20 protein-coding genes and 2 pseudogenes are annotated in these 20,758 nt (G+C 63.7%); 6 read left to right on the forward strand and 16 right to left on the reverse strand.

Annotated elements, in window-relative coordinates:
• Positions 1-470 precede the first annotated feature (470 nt).
• Entirely contained in the window at positions 471-2,051 is a 1,581-nt protein-coding gene (locus tag AC1DIO_RS18280; RefSeq protein ID WP_476853803.1) for a DUF6212 domain-containing protein, read from the reverse strand.
• Positions 2,051-4,171, reverse strand: coding sequence for a glycosyltransferase family 2 protein (locus tag AC1DIO_RS18285; RefSeq protein WP_476853804.1), 2,121 nt, complete (start codon positions 4,169-4,171; stop codon positions 2,051-2,053). The genes AC1DIO_RS18280 and AC1DIO_RS18285 overlap by 1 nt, the downstream gene beginning before the upstream one ends.
• A 207-nt stretch (positions 4,172-4,378) precedes the next feature.
• Here AC1DIO_RS18285 and AC1DIO_RS18290 point away from each other — a divergent pair, with 207 nt between their 5' ends.
• The 4 genes and pseudogenes from AC1DIO_RS18290 to AC1DIO_RS18305 all read left to right on the forward strand — a co-directional run bounded on the left by AC1DIO_RS18290 (position 4,379) and on the right by AC1DIO_RS18305 (position 8,519).
• Positions 4,379-5,353: an NAD-dependent epimerase/dehydratase family protein gene (locus AC1DIO_RS18290; RefSeq protein WP_476853805.1), complete on the forward strand. Its 975-nt coding sequence runs from the start codon at positions 4,379-4,381 to the stop codon at positions 5,351-5,353.
• Between the two features lie 33 nt (positions 5,354-5,386).
• A pseudogene (locus AC1DIO_RS18295) lies at positions 5,387-5,542 on the forward strand (transposase); the annotation flags it as partial.
• Positions 5,543-5,964: 422 nt separating this feature from the next.
• Positions 5,965-7,542 carry a D-alanyl-D-alanine carboxypeptidase/D-alanyl-D-alanine endopeptidase gene (gene dacB / locus AC1DIO_RS18300; RefSeq protein WP_476853806.1) on the forward strand — a complete coding sequence of 526 codons (1,578 nt, stop codon included), beginning with the start codon at positions 5,965-5,967 and terminating at the stop codon, positions 7,540-7,542.
• Positions 7,543-7,559: 17 nt separating this feature from the next.
• On the forward strand, positions 7,560-8,519 hold the full coding sequence (locus AC1DIO_RS18305; RefSeq protein WP_476853807.1) for an alpha/beta fold hydrolase: 960 nt from the start codon (positions 7,560-7,562) through the stop codon (positions 8,517-8,519).
• Positions 8,520-8,747: 228 nt separating this feature from the next.
• On the opposite strand, the gene AC1DIO_RS18310 is transcribed toward AC1DIO_RS18305, so the two are convergent.
• The 3 genes from AC1DIO_RS18310 to AC1DIO_RS18320 form a co-directional block, all read right to left on the reverse strand.
• Positions 8,748-9,032: an acyl carrier protein gene (locus AC1DIO_RS18310; RefSeq protein WP_441506791.1), complete on the reverse strand. Its 285-nt coding sequence runs from the start codon at positions 9,030-9,032 to the stop codon at positions 8,748-8,750.
• 145 nt (positions 9,033-9,177) lie between these two features.
• Positions 9,178-10,047, reverse strand: a complete 870-nt coding sequence (locus AC1DIO_RS18315) for a thioesterase domain-containing protein (RefSeq protein ID WP_476853808.1) — start codon at positions 10,045-10,047, stop codon at positions 9,178-9,180.
• A 531-nt stretch (positions 10,048-10,578) separates the two neighbouring features.
• Positions 10,579-11,103 (reverse strand): dihydrofolate reductase family protein, encoded by a 525-nt coding sequence (locus tag AC1DIO_RS18320; protein ID WP_476853809.1) that lies wholly within the window; start codon positions 11,101-11,103, stop codon positions 10,579-10,581.
• 48 nt (positions 11,104-11,151) lie between these two features.
• On the opposite strand from AC1DIO_RS18320, the gene AC1DIO_RS18325 reads away from it, so the two are divergent.
• On the forward strand, positions 11,152-11,709 hold the full coding sequence (locus tag AC1DIO_RS18325) for a TetR/AcrR family transcriptional regulator (protein WP_476853810.1): 558 nt from the start codon (positions 11,152-11,154) through the stop codon (positions 11,707-11,709).
• An 84-nt stretch (positions 11,710-11,793) separates the two neighbouring features.
• Here the strand turns inward: AC1DIO_RS18325 and AC1DIO_RS18330 are convergent, their stop codons facing one another.
• A complete protein-coding gene (locus AC1DIO_RS18330) occupies positions 11,794-12,240 on the reverse strand; it encodes a VOC family protein (RefSeq protein WP_476853811.1) in 447 nt (148 codons plus the stop codon).
• 197 nt (positions 12,241-12,437) lie between these two features.
• The gene (locus AC1DIO_RS18335) at positions 12,438-13,091 is read right to left on the reverse strand and encodes a glutathione S-transferase family protein (protein WP_476853812.1); all 654 of its coding nucleotides are present in this window, start codon (positions 13,089-13,091) and stop codon (positions 12,438-12,440) included.
• Between the two features lie 276 nt (positions 13,092-13,367).
• Between AC1DIO_RS18335 and AC1DIO_RS18340 the strand changes: the two genes are divergently transcribed.
• A complete protein-coding gene (locus AC1DIO_RS18340) occupies positions 13,368-13,655 on the forward strand; it encodes a hypothetical protein (RefSeq protein ID WP_476853813.1) in 288 nt (95 codons plus the stop codon).
• 153 nt (positions 13,656-13,808) lie between these two features.
• Here AC1DIO_RS18340 and AC1DIO_RS18345 read toward each other — a convergent pair whose 3' ends face one another.
• From AC1DIO_RS18345 to AC1DIO_RS18385, 9 genes and pseudogenes are all read right to left on the reverse strand, one after another.
• Positions 13,809-14,030, reverse strand: coding sequence for a hypothetical protein (locus AC1DIO_RS18345; RefSeq protein WP_074471640.1), 222 nt, complete (start codon positions 14,028-14,030; stop codon positions 13,809-13,811).
• 93 nt (positions 14,031-14,123) lie between these two features.
• On the reverse strand, positions 14,124-14,849 hold the full coding sequence (locus AC1DIO_RS18350) for an outer membrane protein (RefSeq protein ID WP_476853814.1): 726 nt from the start codon (positions 14,847-14,849) through the stop codon (positions 14,124-14,126).
• Between the two features lie 115 nt (positions 14,850-14,964).
• Positions 14,965-15,360: a hypothetical protein gene (locus AC1DIO_RS18355; protein WP_113511789.1), complete on the reverse strand. Its 396-nt coding sequence runs from the start codon at positions 15,358-15,360 to the stop codon at positions 14,965-14,967.
• 211 nt (positions 15,361-15,571) lie between these two features.
• A complete protein-coding gene (locus tag AC1DIO_RS18360) occupies positions 15,572-15,793 on the reverse strand; it encodes a hypothetical protein (RefSeq protein ID WP_441506799.1) in 222 nt (73 codons plus the stop codon).
• Positions 15,794-15,900: 107 nt separating this feature from the next.
• Complete coding sequence (locus AC1DIO_RS18365; protein ID WP_441491246.1) at positions 15,901-16,257, reverse strand: HdeA/HdeB family chaperone; 357 nt, start codon at positions 16,255-16,257, stop codon at positions 15,901-15,903.
• A gap of 64 nt (positions 16,258-16,321) precedes the next feature.
• On the reverse strand, positions 16,322-17,944 hold the full coding sequence (locus tag AC1DIO_RS18370) for a DUF1254 domain-containing protein (RefSeq protein ID WP_476853815.1): 1,623 nt from the start codon (positions 17,942-17,944) through the stop codon (positions 16,322-16,324).
• Positions 17,945-18,141: 197 nt separating this feature from the next.
• Positions 18,142-19,584 carry a DUF1254 domain-containing protein gene (locus tag AC1DIO_RS18375; protein WP_476853816.1) on the reverse strand — a complete coding sequence of 481 codons (1,443 nt, stop codon included), beginning with the start codon at positions 19,582-19,584 and terminating at the stop codon, positions 18,142-18,144.
• A gap of 138 nt (positions 19,585-19,722) precedes the next feature.
• Positions 19,723-20,421: a hypothetical protein gene (locus AC1DIO_RS18380; protein ID WP_441506802.1), complete on the reverse strand. Its 699-nt coding sequence runs from the start codon at positions 20,419-20,421 to the stop codon at positions 19,723-19,725.
• A 44-nt stretch (positions 20,422-20,465) separates the two neighbouring features.
• Positions 20,466-20,758, reverse strand: a pseudogene (locus tag AC1DIO_RS18385) (outer membrane protein); the annotation flags it as partial.

Raw genomic sequence — 20,758 nt, forward strand, 5'->3', positions numbered from 1 at the left:
AGCCGGACGTCAACGCCGGGCCTTGCAGCCGCCTGTGGAACGGCGATCGCGGGAAAGGCGAGGGGGAGGGCGTGCCGTGGCGGCGGCGACCACGCGAGTTGGAAACGCCAGCCGACATGGTCGCATCGTGGCTGCCGTCTCGGTGGAAGGCTCAGCCCTGCGGAAGCTTCCTGCCGGCCGCGGGGCCGTCGCTGTGGTGAGGCCTGCCTCGTTCGCCTATGGCGGCCAGCGGYCGGATCGACCTCGACCATGCGCGGAGGTTCTCCGCGCCGGCCACGGTCCCGCGTTCGCTTCGCCCGGCTGTGTCGGTTCGGGTCAGGCGGCGGACTGACACCAGTCGGCGCGCATCGGACGGCGTGAGTTGCGCGCCTCCGGATCGCGTTCGGGAACGTGGTTGTGTCGCACCATCGCGCTGTCTCGAAGCGATGTGCAGGGGTGTCGCACCGGGAGCCCGGAGGAGCTTTGCCGCCTCATAGCCGGGCCGTTCGACCATCTGCGACAGGCAGCACGGCGGCCATGCCCCAGGCTGATGCGGCATGAATCTCTGCTTCGAACCGACCAAACACCACCCGGCCGTGCGGTGGGATTGGACCCGGTTCGGGCAAACGCGTGAACAGATGAAGGTCAACCGGTCTGTTCTCTGCAAATGGCAGCCGTGCAACCAGTCGCGACGGTGCAAGCGGCTCGTTCAGTTCTGTCCATTCGGTCGCAGCAAGGACATTCTGGCCGCTTTCTGCGTCGTCTGGGCCGATCCCGTGCGGAGTGACGACCAGCCGGGCTCCGAGGCGGCGCGTCTGGCAGCGCTTGTCGTCGATCATGACCTCGCATGAAATCTCGATCAGGCCCGGCGTGGCAGGCAGGCTGATGACAGCCGCAGATGACGTTGTCTTCAGGGGGCGCAGGAGGACCTTTCCCTGCTCGATATAGCCGAACACCGGGTAAGCAGCAGATTGTTCCCGGGTAAGATGCGCCTTGCCGACGACGGAGTCGGGGACCGGGATCATCGCTCCTGCTTCATGTCGGAATTCGCCATCATCTTCGGATGAAAGAGACCGGATTCCCGGCAGTCCGCCCCATAGTTTCATCGCAAGCATGGTCGCTGCGTCTCGCTCGTCCGGCTGCGCCAGGCTTTGCGGGGCAAGCCGGTATTCGTGCATGACACCGGCCGAACAGGTCGAAAGACGAGGCGCCACCTCGCCGCCGCGGGCCCAGAGCTTGAGTGTCAGGGAACGCGACGTGCAAGTCGATGCGCTGGGCAGGCGCAGAGGAAGCCAGCCCCTGCAGAGCACATCGAAGGGAACGCGCCACTGCGCCAGAAGCGTCCCCGCATCGGAGGCCTCGATCTGCGCGCACAGATGCCCGGCGCCCCGCCCGGGATCGGCGATATGCAGATCGATGCCGAGCCATCCCCTCGCGGAGCTGGGTAGCCGCTGCGCGAGGCATGGCCCGATGTCGCTGACGTCGGGCTCTTCGGGAGAGGCGGGAATTTCGACATCCGAACGGGGAAGGGGGCTGTTGAAGATGAGCTGCGGACGCCCCATTCGCAGGGTGGCGACCAATTCCTCGAGTTCCTGGGGAATGCGAACGTGATGGGTCCAGCTCTCCCGCAAGGCCGCCAGGTCACGCATCAGTAGCTGGTTGCTATGCTGCAATCGGCTTGTCTCACGCAGCGAGCGCTCGAGTATGGCTGCATCGAGCTCTGCTCTGTTCCCCACAATGYAGGGTACAGGCGTCTCTGACCCCCCGGTCTTGGTCCACCACGCCTGCAAGGCACGCAGAGAGCGTTCTTCGATCGGATCGGGAGCCCACAAGGCCCATACATTCGTGGGTGGGATCTCCAGACTGCACAGCGCTGACGGCAACGCGTCTTCCGCCTGTCCATAGTCGGTCAGGACATAGTGGTCGCACGCGACCAGCTTGCAGCCATACCAGTGAAGAGCCGATGCCGGCCTGGCGCGCGCAGGCGATGTTCCCGGGCCGCTCAGCACGATGACCTTGGGATCGGCGGAGTAGAGGCGCCGCAGCAGGTTTTTTGTCGTTTGAAGGGCCATCAGACAGCCTGCCTGGATTTCGGTGCCGTTGCGGGTTCGAACAGCGGTTTGATGCCGAAGTCTTCCAGATCAGTGCTTCGATCGGGCCAATAACACATCTTCGTGCTTGGCATGCCGAAAGCCCGGCACAGGCGCAGGAGTTCCGCATTGCCCACGACAATATGCGTGTAAGCCTGCTCGAACGCTGAGCATGCATTCACGGCCTGGCTCGTTGCTTGATCCCCTTCAGCGTATCCGAGCAGCGCCCATGTCTCCACCTTCAGTCGACGCAACGCGCCCATCAATGTGTGTGAAACCCCGCCATCCACCGATACGGCGCGGTGATAGCCGGCCAATGTGGAAATGGCGTCATCGGTATCCAGATGCTCGAAGCAGGGCATCGGCGTCCCCTGATAGCTCCGTGTCCATGCGCGGGACAGCAGCTCCGGCAGGGGCAATGCAATGATCTGCGAAAAGCATTTTGCGCGGCCGGGAGCGAGGGCKAATTCCCTCGCGATCCCCACGAGATGAACCTCCCACCCCGCTTCGATGAGCGTCAGTGCCAGCCTTTCGGCGGTCGCAACGCTCTCGGGCTGCCCCGAGGCGAGCACCAGGGCAGCAAGGGGCCTGGCATCGGACGATCCGCCGGGGAAGGCCGACGAGAGATTGAAGAGTTCCGGGTACAGATCGCGCGGCAGCGCCGCCTGGAGCCGGTACGTGTTCGGCATCGCCGACTTCCAATCGGCAGGGTTGGCCCCGTCTCCGGCAGTGGCGATATCCCGGCACAGCCGCGTAAAGGCCTCATCGATTGGCGCGAGATCGGCCGGCGCTTCCCTCACGGCCAGATCGAGTTCGATAGCATGCTGACGCTTGCCCGGCTGTCGGGGCAGGGCATGCAGATCGAGCGCGCGCAGCGATGCGTGCTCGACGAGAAAGGATGCCTCGACGGCCAGGATATGCGTCCGATCAGATGTCAGCCGGAACCTGTCCGTCTGCTCCTGGACAATCGTCCCCTCGCTCCAGGCCAGAAGACGATCATCGTGCAATCGATCCCGCATTGAGCACGTAACGACGGTCGATCGGGCAAGCCCGCGCTCGAGCGTCCACAAGACGCCAGCCAGCAGCGATTGCGCGGCAAGCGTTTCGCATAATGAGCTGTTCATGACGACAAGCTGCCCGGGGCAGTGACCGTAAGCAGGGCGCAGCCGGGCGCGCAGCAGACGGATGACATAGTCACTGACCGTCAGGGTCGTGACGTCGTTTTCACCGGTGGAGCACCGAACCAGCCCTGTATCGGGGTGATAGATCGCATAACGCGACCGAGCCTCGGTCTCAAATGCCAGGACGTTGCGAATACCGAACAGGAGCGGATGGCGGTTGCGGATATAGCGGAGGATCGGGGTGAAATCCCGTTCTGCCGCCACCAGCATGCTTTCTCCCCGGCGGCGGTAAGCAAAACCCGCATCGGCCACGTGGACCCCGCGAAAGCCGCGCTCGAGGCCATGCAGCCAGAATTCCCAATCCTCGACGCCCTGGCGCATCTCGGTGTCAAAACGGATCGGGGCGTCGAGCATGCGCCGTGAGACCATGCTGCCTGCCTCGCAGAAATTGCGKAACAGATGCTCCAGCGGCGAATAGGGTCCCGAGGTATCGGCGAATTCGGCGAAGCCGAACTTGTCGACATCCGGATAGGCCCAGCCGATGCTCGCATCGGCCTTGCGCAAGGCGGTCAGAAGCCGCTGCAGGAGATGGGGGCCGATGCGGTTGTCGCAGTCGAGCAGGTAGACGGCCTCCAGATCCGGGAAGGCCGCCAGAGCGAAGTCAATTCCAGTGTTGCGTGCGGCGCTCAAACCTCCATTGCGCTTGTGCAAATAGAAGATCCGCCCCGGGTAGGTCGCAGCAAATGTCTGGCAGACCTCGTCTGTTTCAGGGTGAGGACATCCGTCATTCACAATGACAATGGCGAAATTGAAATCAGTGACCTGTGCCAACGCCGTATTCAGCGCCTCGGCTGTCAGCGAGGGTTGGCCATAAGCTGGGACAATGACGGCGACTTTGACATCGGCCCCATCGCTGGACGGATCGTGCAACCGGTCGCCTGCAGGCGGGAAGAGCCATGGTTCACCCGGCACGTTGCCCATATTCATGCCATATTAATCCTGAGATTTGTCATGGAGATTAGATTGTTCTGTTCGATAATCCCGATAAATGAGGTTTTATGACGCCATGGCATGGGATTGTTGCTTATTTATATCGGATAAATTCATTCGCAAATTCGAAATAAAACCGCATCGATTTCGATTTGCTTGATTGATTACGTTTTTTCTATCCTGACCCAACGAGTAGACATGCCAATTGCCACTGTTGATGTTCCGAGGCTCGATGGCACCCGTTGCCTGATCATGGGTGGCGGCGGATTTCTCGGTATCAACCTGGCCAACGCTCTGGCCCGTCAAGGCGCGGTCGTCCGGGCCTTCGGGCGCGCGCCGGTCGATCGGCGGGCGCTGGACGAGCGGGTCCATTGGAGCAGCGGATATTTCGAGGATCAAGCGGCGATCACCGAAGCCGCGCGGGGGCAGGAGATCGTGTTCCATCTCCTGAGCAGTTCGGTGCCGGGGAGCCCCGGGCAAAAGCCTGTTTCCGATCTCGAGACGAATGTGCTGGGCACGTTGCGCTTCCTGGATATCTGCAACGATGCCGCCGTCAGAAGGGTCGTCTTCGCCTCGTCTGGCGGTACCGTCTATGGCCCGGCCGACAGGCATCCGATCGCGGAAACCGCGCCGACCCATCCGATATCGGCCTATGGTGTCGGCAAGCTTGCGATCGAGAAATACCTCGCCCTGTATCACCACCTTTACGGGCTCGAATATCTCGCCTTGCGCATCGCCAACGCCTATGGCCCGCTGCAATCGGCTCTGAAGCGCCAAGGCGTCGTCGCCGCGATGCTMAGTCACGCGCTCGCCGGCAAGCCGCTCGAAATCTGGGGCACGGGCGAGATCGTGCGCGATTTCATTCATATCGACGACGTCGTCTCGGCCTTTCTCTGGGCCGCGACCTATGACGGGCCTCACCGCGTCATGAATGTTGGATCGGGGGCAGGGCTCAGCATCAATCAGGTGGCGAGCGATATCGAGGCCATCACCGGCACTGCCGGCCGGTCCAGGATCTATCGCGCCGGCCGAGCCGCGGACGTGCCCGTCAACATCCTCGATATCTCGCTGATCACCCGGGAAACGCCTTGGAGACCCAGACGCGCCTGGCTTGATGGCCTGCGCAGCACTGCTGAATGGCTGGCGGCGAAAAAGCACGCGCCGCTGATGTGATCCGACGCATGATTTCGGGGGCGCCAGGGCAATCTCCGCACGCTTCTGCGTCCGTTCTACAGCGAGACGGGGCGGCCTTCGATCGATCGGGAGCTGATGATCCGGACGCTGCTCATCGGCCGACAGAGCGCGTTGTTCGAGACGACGATCCGGCGTTGCATCGCGGACGGGCTCGCCGGCGCAGCCGGCGGTCGTAGACGGACAGTCATCAGATTGGGATGCGAGGTCATGGCGATCGACCGCGATTTCCCCCTAGATGCCCATTGTTCTCAAGAGCCGAAGCTATTGCGGCGGCCCATGCGAAGGCATGGGCGCGACTGATCCAGACGCCGAAAGCGGTGCTGTAGCCACGGCGAACCCTGAGCTGCCCCAAGCGCTAGAGCATCGGACCGGAAAGTGGAATCCGGTTTTCGGAAAATCCGATGCTTAAACAAAGAGCTAGATCGCCGCTCCTGCGTCCGAACGGACGCACGACGATCTAGGATTGCAGTCGTTCCGGTGCATGTCGATCGGATGCGGCGGGACGGCGGGATGGACGACTGGCGCCGCCAGAAAGTGGTGCCGAAGCGGATGATGAAGCAACAGCGCGGCTGGCGAGGCAGGGACAGGCAATGACCGTGATCAGACATGTCGCGATCGCGCTCCTGGCGGTGCTGTCGGCGGGGGGCGGAGCGACCGCTGATCCCGCCGCGGGGGTGTCCGGAGAGGTTCCTGCCTCTGTTGCCCAGGCCATAGAGCGCCTCCGAGCCAAGCCGATCTTTACCCATATGAGCTGGGGCATCCACCTCGCCGATCTCGCTACCGGCAAGACGTTGATCGATCAGGCTGGGAATAAGTCGCTGCTGCCAGCCTCGGTCATGAAGACCTACAGCGTTGCGACCGCCCTTGACCGCTATGGCGCCGACTACCGTTTCCGGACACCGGTCTACAGGCTCGGCAACCTCAAGGGCGACGTGCTCGACGGAGATCTCGTCCTCGTCGCGTCCGGTGATTTCAGTTTCGGGCTCCGCGAGCAGCCCAACGACAAGCTTGGCTTCAACAGCCTGCCGGAGGTCGACCACAACACCACCTCTACCGGCTTCCCGGGCGGCGCCTATGTCGGGAACAGCGATCCGCTCGCGGCGCTCGATGCCCTGGCCGCGCAGGTCAAGGCTGCGGGTATCCGCGAAATCACCGGCGATATGATGATCGACGATCGTCTCTTCGACACCTATCGGGGGTTCTCGTCCGGGCCGATCGCTCCGATCTGGGTCAACGAGAACGTCATCGACATCATGGTGACGCCGACGAAGCCCGGCGAGAAACCTAAGCTCGACTGGCGTCCCAAGAGCGCTGCCATCACCGTCGAGAACGACGTCACCACGGTTGCCGGCACGGCCGGGCCGCTTGAGGTGACGACACGGGGCGCCGGGGTGGTTCGGGTCAGCGGAAAGATCGCTTCGGACGGACCACCGATCCTGACGGTGTCCCAGATCGCCGATCCTGCCGCTTTCGCGCGCACGGTCTTCATCGAGGCGCTCATGCGGGCGGGGGTCAAGGTCGCCGCGCCTGCGCTCGGCCCCGCCAGGCCGCTGCCCGACGCGGGCGGCTATCGCGAAGCCAACCGGGTGGCGGAATATGTCTCGCCGCCGCTGTCCGAGTTCGTCAAGGTGATCCTGAAGGTGAGCTACAACCGCGGCGCCGACCTCATGGTCTGTCTTGCCGCGGTGAAGGCCGGAAGTCCCGATTGCGGCGATGGGCTGGCCGAGGTGCTGAAGCTGCTCGCCCGGCATGGCGTGTCGTCAACCGGAACCTATGTCTTCGACGGTGCCGGAAGCAGCCATAACAGCCGGACGACGCCGTCGGATCTCGCGACCTTCCTCAGGGACATCACGACCACGCCCTGGGGCAGCGCTTTTCATGATGGCATGGCCGTGCTCGGGGTCGACGGCTCGCAGGCACTGAACGGCGCGGGGTCGCCGGCGGCCGCGCATGTCCGGATCAAGGATGGCGACATGGTCGCCGGAAGTGCTGCCGGGCAACTTGTCGCGCTTGCCACCACCCAGACCGGATATATCGACGCCAGGAGCGGGCGCCGGCTTGTCTATAGCCTGATGGTCAACAACATCCCCTTCCCATCGCTGCAGGACTATTCCGCTGCCCGGGCCGATGTGGCGGCCGTCGTCGTCGCGATCCAGCAGGGCTATTGAAGTGACCGGAGATCGTCATGCCCACTGCAGCACGATCCCCCTCGTGCCTTTCTCTGGCCGCGGCGCTCATCCTCATCGCGGCCGACGCGTCGGTTGCCGAAGATTTCTCCGGCTCGGTTGCGATCGGCGCTGGCCGCAAGATCTATCTCGAATGCACTGGCGCCGGATCGCCGACGGTCGTGCTGATCTCGGGCAAGGGGAATGGCGCTGCCGACTGGAGCGAGACACTCGATCCCGCCGACCCGGCCCACCAGGCCGATTATGACGCCGTGGCCTGGGGGAAGGGCAATCTTCGCAGGGGCGGGTCGGCGGTCTTTCCGATGGTGTCCCGCTTCACCCGCGTCTGCGCCTATGACCGGCCAGGGGTGAGGCTCGACGGACCGGATCAGTCCACGCCAGTCGCCCAGCCGCATCCGGCCGACCAGGCGGCTGACGATCTCCATCGGCTGCTGACGGCAGCGGGCGAACCGCGCCCTTACGTGCTCGTGCCCCATTCCTACGGAGGTCTGATCGCCACGCTTTTTGCACGGACTTGGCCCGATGAGGTGAGCGGGCTCGTCATGGTCGACGCTGCGACACCCCTGATGCGCGAGGTGGCAAGCCCGAAGCATGTGGCGAAATGGGACGCGCTCAACAGGCAGTCCGCGCCGGCGGCTCCCGAAGCGATCATGCTCCTCGATGCCTTCGCCAAGATCGAGGCTGCCCCTCGACTGCGGGAACTGACGGCCGTCGTGCTTGCCGGCGACAAGCCATGGCAACCGCCATCCTCCCCACCGGAGCGCGACCCGGTCGGCGGCGTCTCCTTCGCGGACTGGAGGGCATCGCAGACCTTGCTCKCAACGTCACTCAACGCCAGGCTCGTCGCGAACACGAATAGCGGCCACAACATCTATGCCTATTCTCCGCAACTCGTGATCGATGCGATCCGCGAGGTCGTGGAGGCCGCGCGGGCGGGCAATGCACGGATCGGGCCCTGAAGAGCCCGATCCGTGCCTTGCCCGCCCGGCCTCATCGGCTCCGCCTGACATTGCGCGGGACCTGCAAGATCGCTTTGAATGCTGGCGCGCCTCGCAGGGGGGCTGGCGATCGCCCCCAGCATCTTGCTCGGCTTCGCATGGATGGGCCAGTTCGCCGGGGGGAGCATGCCGACTGGCCGCACGAGGTCGCTCGCTCTGGCCCTGCCGTGCGGCGGCCCGAGCTCCGGCTCAAAGCTCCAGTGCCGACTGCCCGTTCTTCTTGCGGGTGACGAAATGTGCGATCGCCTGGATGGAATCGAGGTTCCTGGGCAGGATTTCGCTATCCTCGACGGTAATCCCGAATGTGTGCTCGATGAAGCCGACAACCTCGAGCACCCCCGTCGAATCCATGATGCCATGCTCGAGGAGCGAGGCGCTGGCCTCCAGATCATCTGCATCGTCCAGGAAGAAATTTGCCGCCAGGAATGCGCGAATGGCCCCCGTGTAAATATCGCTTGTCTTCTCGATGATCATCATTGGCCTCGTGCTCAATTCAGAACCTGCTGTTTGGGCGGATGCGCCGCGATCGGACGGCGTGATCCAAAGCGCTGGGGACGGAGTTGCGACCCCGCCCGAGACGGTCGGCCTTCGGCGGCGGCCAGAGGTCGTGCTGGCGCGGTCACGTCGGCAATCTCCGCTCGTGCAGGTGGGACGCGGCTGGCGAATAGCTCAGCGCCACGGCCTGCTCGATCAGGGGGCGGTTCGCCGAGAGATGGGGCTCCATGACGAGGTCGAGATGGCCGCCTGCGATCGGGATGACCTCCACGCCCGCCAGGGCGCTGTCCCAGCCGAGCTCCCTCGTCATTCCCTCCCGCTTGCAGCGGAACAGCGTGCCTGCCAGGGGCAGCTGCTGCTTCGGCTCGGCCAGCCACGCGAAGAAGGCGCGGGCCCGCAAGACCTCCTGCAGCTCCAGCTGGATTCTGAAGCAGGTCGCATTGAACTGCTCCTTGGTATAGCGGTCGAGCATCCCCGCCAGGCGCGCTTCGTGGCCCATCGCGGCCGTCCCCTTCGCAAGGGCGCGGCAGGCCATCCGGGAGGCCGCCACGCGATTGGTCCGTATTCGATGGAACGTGCGGGTGATGATCTCCCGATACTTGCTTCGTTCGCCCTCGAGGCTCGTGTCCAGCAATCCCAGGAACCTGACCGACCGTCCGGCGCTGAGCAGCCGCTGCGCGACCTCGTAAGCAACGGCGCCACCAAGCGAATGGCCGAGAAGGCGAACATCGCCCGAGGGCTGGGCCCKGCCGATCTGCTGGATCGCGTCGGCCGCCATGGCGGCGAGCGTGTTCTGTCCGCTCAATATCATCCGCAGACCGGGGTATTTGATCGGGACCACCCGGGTGACCTTGCCCATGGCCGCGGCGAAGGCCGCCAGGCTCGGGCCGTAACCGACCGACCCCGGGAGCAGGAACAGGATGGGAGGGTTATCCGTCCCGGTGACGCTGCTCAGGGGGGCGACCGCGGGCGCGCCGGCAGGGTTCTTCCCCATGCGTTCGTCTTGACGAAGAGGAAGAAAATCGCGATTCGAAGTGTAGTCAGAGACGTTTTGCCCGATGGAAACACCGGCGCGCTTTGCATCACTCCGGCTTTCTCGACCTGACGCCGGTGCTTGAAATGACTCCGAAACCATGGCCAGCCCCGCCTAAGGTTAGGGTCATTTATCGGATGCCACTAGAACCGCTTCATCATGCGTTTGAATGATAGCGGGTCTCGATCGAGGCTGCGGCCTGTGTCGGCGCACTTCGCGAGCCCGCGCAGAACGCGGTTAGACAGGTCTCTCCGACTTCTGTCCGGGGCCTATTCTGTAGAGCGCGATCAGATGGCCATCGAGGATTCCATCACTATTTGCATCGTGTTGGACGATCGCGCTCATGCCAATTCAGCGCAAAACGCCTTTGCGGAAAGGCGATGTAGAAGGAGCGGTGTCAGCTGTGACTGCCGCCGGACTCCCTTGCCAGAGCGTCGGGTTCCCGGCCGACCGCAGGGCATCGGAATTTGCGATCTGGCCTCGGCGATGCGTCTAGAACCGGTAGTGCAGCCGCACGCAGCCCTTGTCGACCGTCTGTGCGCTGATGAGCGTCGGGCTCGCCCGAAAGCCGGTGAGTGGAAAGAGCGGCCGGCCGCCACCGAGCATTTCCGGGATGATATAGATCTCGATCTCGTCGAGTGCGCCGCGCTCGAGGAAGGCCATCTGCAGCTGCCCGCCGCCCAGCATCCAGACGTCGCCGTCGTCCAGCCCGCGAAGTTCGTGGATCAGCGCATCGACGTCGCTGCGGACCTCAAGCGGACCCTTCGGATCGTCGATCGTCCGCGAGGTGACGACGATGACGCGCTTGTCCCCATAGGCCCAGGGGGAAGCGTCTCCCGCTACGAAATCATAGGTGCTCCGCCCCATCACCACGGTGCGCATGCGCTTGAGGAAGGTGCGGTAGTCGTGCTCCCCGAGGTTCATGTCGTCGTATTTGAACAGCCAGTCGAGATTGTCGTCCTCGGCGGCGATCCGCCCATCGAGGCTGGCGGCGATATATCCCAGAATCCTGGCCATGGCGGCTTCTCCGTTGAATAATAAATRAACGTACGTTTATATATATCCATGGCAAGACGCAAAACGATCCCTGACGAGCAGGTTCTCGAGACACTTCTCGGGACGATGCTGGAGATGGGCCCCGACGGTCTCACCTTCGCCCGCGCCGCGAAGGCCTGCGGCCTCTCACCGGCGACGCTGGTGCAGCGCTATGGCAATCGCGAGGCCCTGGTTCAGGCTATTCTCCTGCACGCCTGGGACCGGCTCGACGCGGAGACCGAGGCAGCGGACGCGGAAGAGCCACCGACGCCTGAGGGCGCGATCGAGCTTCTGATCCGGCTGATGCCGTCCGAAACCGCGGAACGCGACGCCACCAACGGCCTGCTGCTGCTGAGGGAAGACATCCGCAATCCCGCGCTGCGCACCCGCGGCGCGGCCTGGGGCCGTCGCCTCGCCGAAATCCTCGGCCGCCGCCTCTCGAGCGACCGGACGCGGGGCGAACGCCTCGGGTGGCAGATGGCGAGCCTCTGGCAAGGCGCGCATACATGGTGGGCCTTCACGCGTGACGCGCCGGCGGAACAGGCGATCAGACGGGTGTTGGAGGAGTGGGTCAGAGAGATGAAATGACCACCGGCCGCACCAGGGGAAGTCCCCGGACGCGGGCCGGCACCAAGTCTCCGCTCATGTCCTGCTGTCGCTTCGTCCGGAGGATCAGCCCTGCGGCGGCTTCCAGCCGGCCGATGGAATGGTGTTGATCATCCAGGGCACCCCGAACTTGTCGACGAGCGAGCCGAAGCCGGGCGACCAAAAGGTCTCGCTGAACGGCATGACGGCCTTGCCGCCTTCCGACAATTGCTCGAACCAGCCCTTTGCCTTGGCCTTGTCGTCGCTGTGCAGGGTGACGTCGAAGCCGTTCTTCGGCTTGTCGATATTGGGAGCCCATTTGACGTCCATGTCGGCGCCCATCAAGGCCTGGTCGCCGACCTCGAGCCAGCAATGCATCAGCCAGGTCTTGAACTTCTCGTCCGCGATCGGCATGCCCGGAGGCGCGTCGCCATAGGATATGGCGGCGGTGATCTTTCCGCCCAGGACCTTGGCGTAGAACTCGAACGCCTCGCGGCACTGGCCCTGGAAGCTCAGGCTGGTCACGATCTTCATGGTCGTCTCCTGTCTGATTGCAGCATTGACGCGCGCCCAGCTGTAATCCCGAGGAACGCGTCATGGCGGATGATGCGCAGCATCTGCGTCATCCCCATGGCGTCGCAGCGCAACATCTTCGGCGGGGCCGAAGCCGGCCCACCAATGTCCCCGGCCGGAGCGGCCAATGTGGGAACCGACCGGCCGCGGGGTCTTCATCAGCCGGGCGGCTGGATGGCGGTGAAGACCGCCAGCTGATCCGCGAAGGCGCGCTGATAGGCGGGCCGGGCTTCGCCGCGGGCGACATAGGCTGAGAGGTTTGGACATTCCTCGAGGAGGCCCGAGCCGTGCAACCGGCGCAGCACCGTCACCATCATCAGGTCGCCGGCGCTGAACCCATCATCGAGCCAATCGGCCTCGCCAAGCCGCTGCGAAAGCTCGCCGAGCCGGACACGGACCCGATCCTCGAGGCCAGGCAGGCGCGCCTCGTACCAGGGCTTGTCGCGTTCCAGGAGCACCGCCATGCTGCGCTCGACGATCGGTGGCTCGACCGTGGCGAGCGCGGCGAACATCCATGCGATCGCGCCCGCACGGGCGTTCGCATCGGCGGGCAGCAGGCCCGGGTGACTCTCCGCGATATGGAGAACGATCGCTCCCGACTCGAACAGGACGAGATCGCCGTCTTGATAGGTCGGGATCTGCCCGAAGGGATGAAGCGCACGATGCGCGAGCTCCTTCATCGCGGGCAAGGAAAGCAGGCGAACGTCGTAGCGCTGGTCCACTTCTTCGAGCGCCCAGCGAACGCGCATGTCACGCGCCAGCCCTCTGCCGCGATCGGGGGAGCGTTCAAAGGCGGTGATGGTGATGGTCATTGCAAGGCTCCGGCTTGTTGGACGGTGCACCCCGCCCCACACTAAGTGTCGAGGGGCCGTTCGCTACCCCCGAATGGCGTCACCGCGCCGTATTTTCCGGCGGAATATTCCCGCCTAGGTTGCGGCGAGGGCGGTCGGCGGCTTCGTTGGCCACGATGCCCGAGCACCGACTCCGGCGGCTCCGCGATCGGCAATTGCGATGCTTGCGCTCCACGCGCCGAGCCCATTCCGGAACAAATCCCGCCCCGGCGGCTTCCTCCCCGACAGGAGGAAACCATGCAAAAGCCCCCCGAAAGCCCTGCGCTGCTCGAGGACGAGCGCGCAACGCTCGCTCCGACCGAAAGTCCAATCGGGGCGGACCCGGCAACCACGGGCCGACGCGTCAGCGACCGCACCAATATCCATGACGAAGGCAGCGATGCCAACGATACGCCGGACGGCTTGACGGAATCCGAAGAGGCCGTCCGGCAAGCGGCCGAAGATGTGCCGACCGGAGGCTCCTTGGCCGGCAGGACGGAGTCGGTGCCGGTCTTCGATCGCGCTGGGCTTCCCCCGAAGCTGTGATCGCACCCAAGATCTGATCGTGGTGCCGACCGGAGGCTCCCCGTGGTCCTTCAGGCTCCAGGCTTGGCATGGCCTGGCGCCGTGAGGCAGGGCGCAGCCGAAGCCGGATCGCCCGCTAGTGCGGGCGCCGTTTGCCCATGCAGCAACGCGCTATCAGCGACACACGCGCCGGCCGTTGATGATCGTACAGCCGCGGCGCGCCGGAGTGACGACCACGGCGCGCGGGGCGACCGGGCGCCGCACCGCGACCGCACCATTGGGCCCGGCACAACCAGCCCGGACGACCCCGCGTGCGCAAACCACGGCGCTGGCCTCGGTCGGGGCGAGGGCGGCGGCCAGAGCCAAGGCGCCCAAGCCGAAAATGGCATATTTCATGTCGTGGTCCCTTTCGGAACTGAAGGGTGAGATGGATCTCGGACGACCTGCAGGCAGCCCGTCTGAGAGGATCAGGACGTGGAGACGAGAGATTCAGAATTTGTAGAGCAGCCGCCCGACAACCTGATTGGTGCTCAACTGCTGCTTGAAACCGACAATCCCGAGCCCGCCGACGCTAACCGGGTAGGTGTAGGTATCCTCCTGGAATTGTGAGTACCGATACTCCAGGCCAGCGATCCAGTTGTTCGTGATGGCGTATTCGGCGCCGGCACCGAGCGTCCAGCCAAGACGGGTGCTGTCGCCTGCGCCATAGGAATAACCCGTGCCCGTCACCGTCGACTTGGCGTCGGCCAAGGCGAGGCCGCCGGTTGCGTAGATCATGAACCGGTCGAAGGCATAACCGACGCGTAGCCTGGCCGAGCCGGCCCAGTTGGTATGGGCGGTGATGAAATCGCCGGTCAGCGCGGTGAAGCGCTGCTTGCCGGTGATGAGGGCTGCGCCGTCGATCTCGCCACCGAGGACAAGTTGGCCGATCTGGTAGTTGTAGCCCGCCAGCAGACCGACCGTAGCGCCGTCCCTGTTCAGGCTCGGCAATGAAGCAACGGCGGCCCGACCGGCGATCACGGCGCCCGGCGTCAGTTCGGTTCTGGTCTGCGCCCAGCCGGCCTGGGCACCGACATAGAAACCGGTCCATGTGAAGACAGGCGGCATGGGAATGGCAGGCTCGATCCGCCGCGACGGCAGGTCGGCAGCCTGCGCGGCGAACGAGAACAGTGCGAAAGCAAGTCCGGCACCGAATACTGTAGATGAGGTAGACATCGTCAACGCGCCCTTCGTGAATATCGGATCGATTGCATGCACCGGCCCGCAAATGGGTGCGGGCGATCAGCTTTCGTGGAGTTCGGGTCTATTCAGTTCAGATTCGACAGCGCTTTCAGTACATGAATGGTCCTGGCCCACCCCAGGGCCCGAAATCGAAGGCGTCCTGGTTCATCACCGCTGTCATCTGTTGCTCGTTGGCCAATTTCTGCGCGAAGACCATCTGGCGAAATTGGGCGTAAGCCGCCTGGCTGCCGAAGTAGACGCACTGGCAGACGATGGGATCGGCGTAGACGTAGACGATCTCAGCGTTCTTCGCCTGTTGAACGAACTTGTTGGGGGGCAGCTTTTTCATGGCCGCAAGGCGCTGCGGGGTGTTTGCGGGCTGTGGAACGAAGCCGGCGGCCGAGAGCAGATCTTCCTTCTGCTGCACGGCCTGGGGCGTGGACTGGCACCCGGCCAGGGCCAGCCCGAGCGAGACTGCAAGCGCAGCGACGACGCGCGATGTCATGACATTCTCCAGAGATAGGTTCGACTTAGGCGGCGTGTTGACGCCGGCACGCAGCGGCATTCGCCGCGCGCGTCGGAGGTCTGACCGGCGAAGGGAGGAGTTCGGGACTTAAAGCATCGGCCCGAAAAGTGGATTGCGGTTTTCGGGGCAAAGCCGATGCAAAGACAAAGGGTTAGATCATCGGACTGGATACGGTATCCGGTCCAATGATCTAGTTGCCGACGGCGGAGCCGAGCAGATAATCCTTCTGCAATGCCTGGTCCGACGACGGATACAGTGTCTGGCATTCCGACCAGTAGAAGGTCTTGGGCTGCCGATTGGCGGGATCGGCACAGATTGCGGCAAGCTGTGCCTGCCGCGATTGCGACGACTGGCAGCCTGCCAGGATCAGTCCAATCGATATTGCGATCCCAGCCAGGATAGGCGTGTTCATGTCGTTCCCTGTCGATTGAGGGCCTGGAGATGTGCCAATGTCATCAAGGGGGGACGCTCCATTCAAGCGCCCGCCCGTTGCTGATCCGATCGCCCGCCAACAGGCGCCTATTTCATCTCGATTCCCAGCTTGGCGCGCTCATCCTTGAACACGACGGCAAGCGCCTCGATGATCTTCTTGCCGGGATTGGCCTTGCAGTACACGATGACCTCGTGCTCGACGACCTTGCCCTTCTTCAGGTCAAGGAAATGCTTCTTGGCGAGGCCGTTATACCAGCCGCTATACCAGGCCGAGAGCGCATCGGCGTCCTCCTGAAAGGTTCCGGCCAGTTGTGCGCAGGTCAGGGCCTGAACATCGATGAAGCCGTTGGCATCGACATAGCTGGTGAGCGGAACCTGGGCCGTCGCCGCAGACGAGGCTGCGCAGACGACCGATACCGCCATGGCGGCAAGAATTCTGGACATGATGATCTCCTATTTCGAAGTGTATGGGGTGCGGACAGGTGCCACCGATTTCCCGGTGCAATGACTACTTCACCAGCTCGATCTCGCTCGGCTGCCAGGTCTTGGCGAAGAACGGCTCGAGCGGGCTGTAGAGGCGCAGGACCGTGAACCAGCCCTTGCCGGGCATGGTCTGGATCCAGTTGCCGCGCTTCACCCCGGCCGGCTGAGCCGGGCTGAAGTAGACAGTTGTCGAGCCGTCGGCGTTCGGTTCTGCGGCCGGCGACGGGTAGCTTTGGCTGCCAGCGCGCGGGAAGCGCTGCGGCGTGTCCAGCATCGAGCGCGTCATGTTGTCGTAAACGGTGAACGACCAGAAGTTCGCCTCCGGGATACCCTTGGGCAGTGTCACCGTATAAGTCTTGGCTCCGTCGAGGTTTTGCTTGTTCGCATCCAGCATGGACCAAAGATAGGTCGAGCCGATGCCGGGCAGGCGCATCGCCATGCCGGGCGTGATGCCGGTCACGCCGTAGAAGAAGTTCGTGCGCGCATCCATCGTCCGATAGCCGGTCGGCGGGAAGGGCTTGACGCCCTCGGGCGTGATCAACGGAATGGGAGTCTCGAACTCGTAGCCGGTCTCGAACAGATAGTTCTGCCATGACGAGTTTGGATAGTAGAACCAGCTTGGATCGCGCGCACTCATGAGCAGGGTGCGGGAGGTCGCGTTGGCGAGCGCGAGCGCGTCGCTCATGATCTTCTTCATGCGCGCGTCGGGAGCGAAAGGCTTGCCTTTGACAATGCCGATGGCGGCGACCGGTCCCATCAATTCCGGATCGAGCGAGGTGGCCGGCTCCCGCTGCACGATCTCGTTGAGCATTTCGTAAAATGTCCAGTCGTTCGGCGGAATGGTGTTCATCACCTTGCCGCTGCCTTCGTGGAACACGGTCGGCGGCGGAGGCGTGACCCGACCGAGCCTGGCCTTGCCCGCCAGGAACTCGGCGACCGGAGTGCCGACGCCGCCCGGTTCGTAGGCGTAGACCTTGGTCGATTTCCGGATGCCTTCGACCACCGGCTTGGGATCGCCGTGGTTCTCCAGGAACGACCGGCCGAACCACACGATGGTGTTTGTGCGCGCGCGAGAGATGAAGAAGCCGCCCTCCGGCAGTTCACCCTTGTAGTCCGGCGGCACGATCAGGTACTTGCCGCCCTCTCCGCGATCGGGGCCAGGGACTCCGAGGTCGACGACCCAGCGGAACCAGGCGTCCTGCACCGCGCCGAGAAACTTGGGCGGCGTCTCGATCACCACGGGGCCCTTTGTCAGATCGAGCGAGCCCATGACATAGATCGTGTCGGCGTTGGCCGTCAGGAACAGCGACTTGGCGTCCATCAGCTGCGAGAAGACGAGCACCTCGTTGTCCTTCACGCCGATGTCGTGCATGCCCTTGCGCAGCGCGTGAATGCTGACGCCCCGCAGGTTGTCCATGAAGGCACGATAAGCGTAGGTGAAGTCGAGGTTGTCGTAGAGCTTCTCCGCCGTGGCCTTGCTTGGCACGCCGTCCTTGAATTCGAGCGGGCCGAGACGCGTTTCGGCCTTGTCCGGCGTGCTGAGCGACGGCGGTATCGGCGCCTGGGCGATAGCTGACCCTGCACCGGCGGCGAGCGTTGCGGCCAAGATGCCTGCAATTGCGGGAAGCTTACTCTGGCGGAGTTTCATGACGTATACCCGTCTTTGTCAGAACGATGAAGATGCAGTTCGTCCGTTCAGAAGGTCACACAACCGCATTGCTCACTGCGGTCGCGTCTTTTTCATCCCGGCATCCGTTGAGGATGCCGATGGCCGCCGCTGTGGCGGTCGGTCGTAGGGATACGGATGGCAGTGCGCCGCGCCGGGCGCGGCGCATGCGTTCTACGTCATGATACCCGCTTGATTCCCGGCGGCTGCCATGTCCCTGCGCCCGCCGGCAGGATCGAGGGCGGCGTCGGCTTCGGCCAATAGAGGCGCATCACGAGATAAATCTTGTCATCCGGCGCCGGAAGCCAATTGGCTTCCTTGTCGGCGCCGGGGCTGTCCTTCTGGAGGTACAGCGTCAGCGAGCCGTCCGCGTCCTTCTTCATCGCCGAAAGCATCGGAGAGTTGATGAGGTAGCGATTGATTGGGTTCTTCACCAGGAACTGGCTCTTGCCGTCATACATCGTCACGGACCAGAACGCGTTCACCGGCGGCAACTGGCCAGGTGCGAAGGTGATGGTGTATTTGTGCTTGCTGCCGTCGAGCGCCTCGCCGGCAGCATCCGTCCGGGTATAGGGGTACATGGCTTCGACGGCATCGTTGCCGAGAAGGCCGCCCTTGGCGGCGCCGGCCCGCATCAGCCAATCGCCGTTGAAGAAGGCCTCGTCGCCGAAGAACGCGCCGACATTCCAGCCGTTGATGTTCTTGTTTCCGCCGGCCAGCCATTTGTCGACCTTGTCGTCGCCCTGCTTCATGGCGATCAGGATTGCGGCCTTGTGTTCGAGCGAGAGATCCTTGAACGCGAAGGTCTTGCCGGGACCGATGCCGATCTTCGCAAGTTTTGCACGAACCGCCTTGTCGCGCGCCGTCTCGGGGATGAATTGCAGGGCCGCGTCGAGATACTCGAAGAAGTTGTCCTTGATCCCGGCCGTGGTGGCGGGAACGAAGGCGATGGTCGGCGCAGCCGCCGGGGCGGGCTGCTTGAGGAAGGCCGAAAGCGGGCGCGCCTTGTAGCCGGCCTGGACCTTTTCGACATTTGACATGTCGCCGGGGTTGAAGAGCTGGGTGCGGATCAGTGCGAGTGTGAACGGCGTCGTCGATCGGAAGACCTGTTTGATCCCGGCCGGCTTTTCGCCTTTCCAGTCGGGACCGACCACGAGATAGTCGCCGGGCTCCGTGCCCGTGGCGCGCGTGCCGATATAGCCGTAATTATAGGTGTTGCCGTCGATGAGCTGGACCGAGTAGTAGCGCTCCCTTTCGATCGCCGGCACCGAAACGACCATCGGCTCAGCGCGCAAATCCAGCCAGATGAACGAGTAAGGGGTGTCGCTGTTCGGCGTGATGACGGCCGTGTCCGCCGGGGTGGCGACGTGGTGCTGGTTTTCGATTTGGTTGAACGGTGCCTTGAACTGGCCGGAGTTCTTGTCAACGGCGAACTCTTGCATGACCGCATAGTTCATTACCAGCGGCAGGCCGTAGATGAAGCCTTCCTCGGCGATGTCCTTGGCCTCGAAGACATTGGGCCATTCGGGCTTGGACTGCGCAAAGACGGGGCTGGACCTCACTGTGGCGGCGGCGAATGCGGCCATCGCAGCAGAGCCAAGCAGATCGCGTTTCGTCAGCATGTGAGGAGCTTCCTTTTGGTTCGCAACGTGTGGTCAAGCGCGCGTAGGTCGCACGTTAACGCTACGCGACCTCGGCGATGATTGACAATGGAGGGATGACCGATCCTTGGAGCGGACATCGAATTCGACAGCCGAGGGTCAGTAGCAGGGCGGGTACGGATAATATCCGCAGGCCGGTCGATAGGCATACGGGGCGTAATACGCTGCGGCACCCAGCGCGCCGGCGGCAACCGCGCCCCTGTAATAGGCTCCTCGAAATGCGCTGCGTCGCGCCACGCCGGCGAAGGACAACGGCGTAAATGGCCGGCCGATCAGGTCGATGAAGATCGACGCAGGGCCGTCGCCGCCGGCAAGGTCTCCCTCCATCACGTCGACGTCGAATGTGACCTGGTCGCCTTCGAGTTTTGGTGTTTTCAGGACCACAACCGCGTCGCGAATACCCGAGCCATCCCTTGTGAAAGCTGACACGGTCGCGTTCGGCGGGTCCTTGTAGAAGCTGTCGGGGCTCTGGTTGCCCGGCAGCCACTCCTCAAGGATATGCGCCGTGAGTTCGTGACCAGCGGACCTCACCGGGCGGTCGGCGAAGACGATGGAGTTCGGCGACAGACCGCTCAGCACCAGCTTTCCGCCCTGCAAGGTGGCGCCGCGCGCGCTCAGGACAAATAAGGACGGCACGAGTTCGGGCTTCGCGGGCGTGCCGATCGCTTTCTGCAGCGGCACATGCGGGGGAACGGCCGGMGTCGCCTGAGCTGATGCAGAGTTGGACATCAATGTCAGGGCAGAAGCCGCGACAGCATGAAGAAAGAATAGGGCGATTGTATTTCGCGCGGTTTGCATGGCGCACTTCCTTCGTTTGAATTCGTTAGTGCGGTCTACTGGCTCTATTTCGGGAACAGGAACTGGAGCTGGGCCCGGAGTTGCCAATCGGCGGCTCCGCTGGGCTTTGCGACGTTGTAATAGGCTGCGAGCTGCGCATTGACCGGCTGATGGCCGATCTTGAACACCCGTCCGAAGCCCCCGCCGATCGGCACCGTCCAGCGGTCGCCATGGCCGGCCTCCCAGTCGGCGGTGATGATCGGGGACGAGGTCAGGTACCAGCCGCCGTGGAAATTGTAGTTCACGAAGGGCTGCAGCGTCATCGCGTTGACCGCGCTGCGGTTGCTCTTGCCCGCGA

This window comes from Allobosea sp. 05T439 (assembly GCF_056396005.1).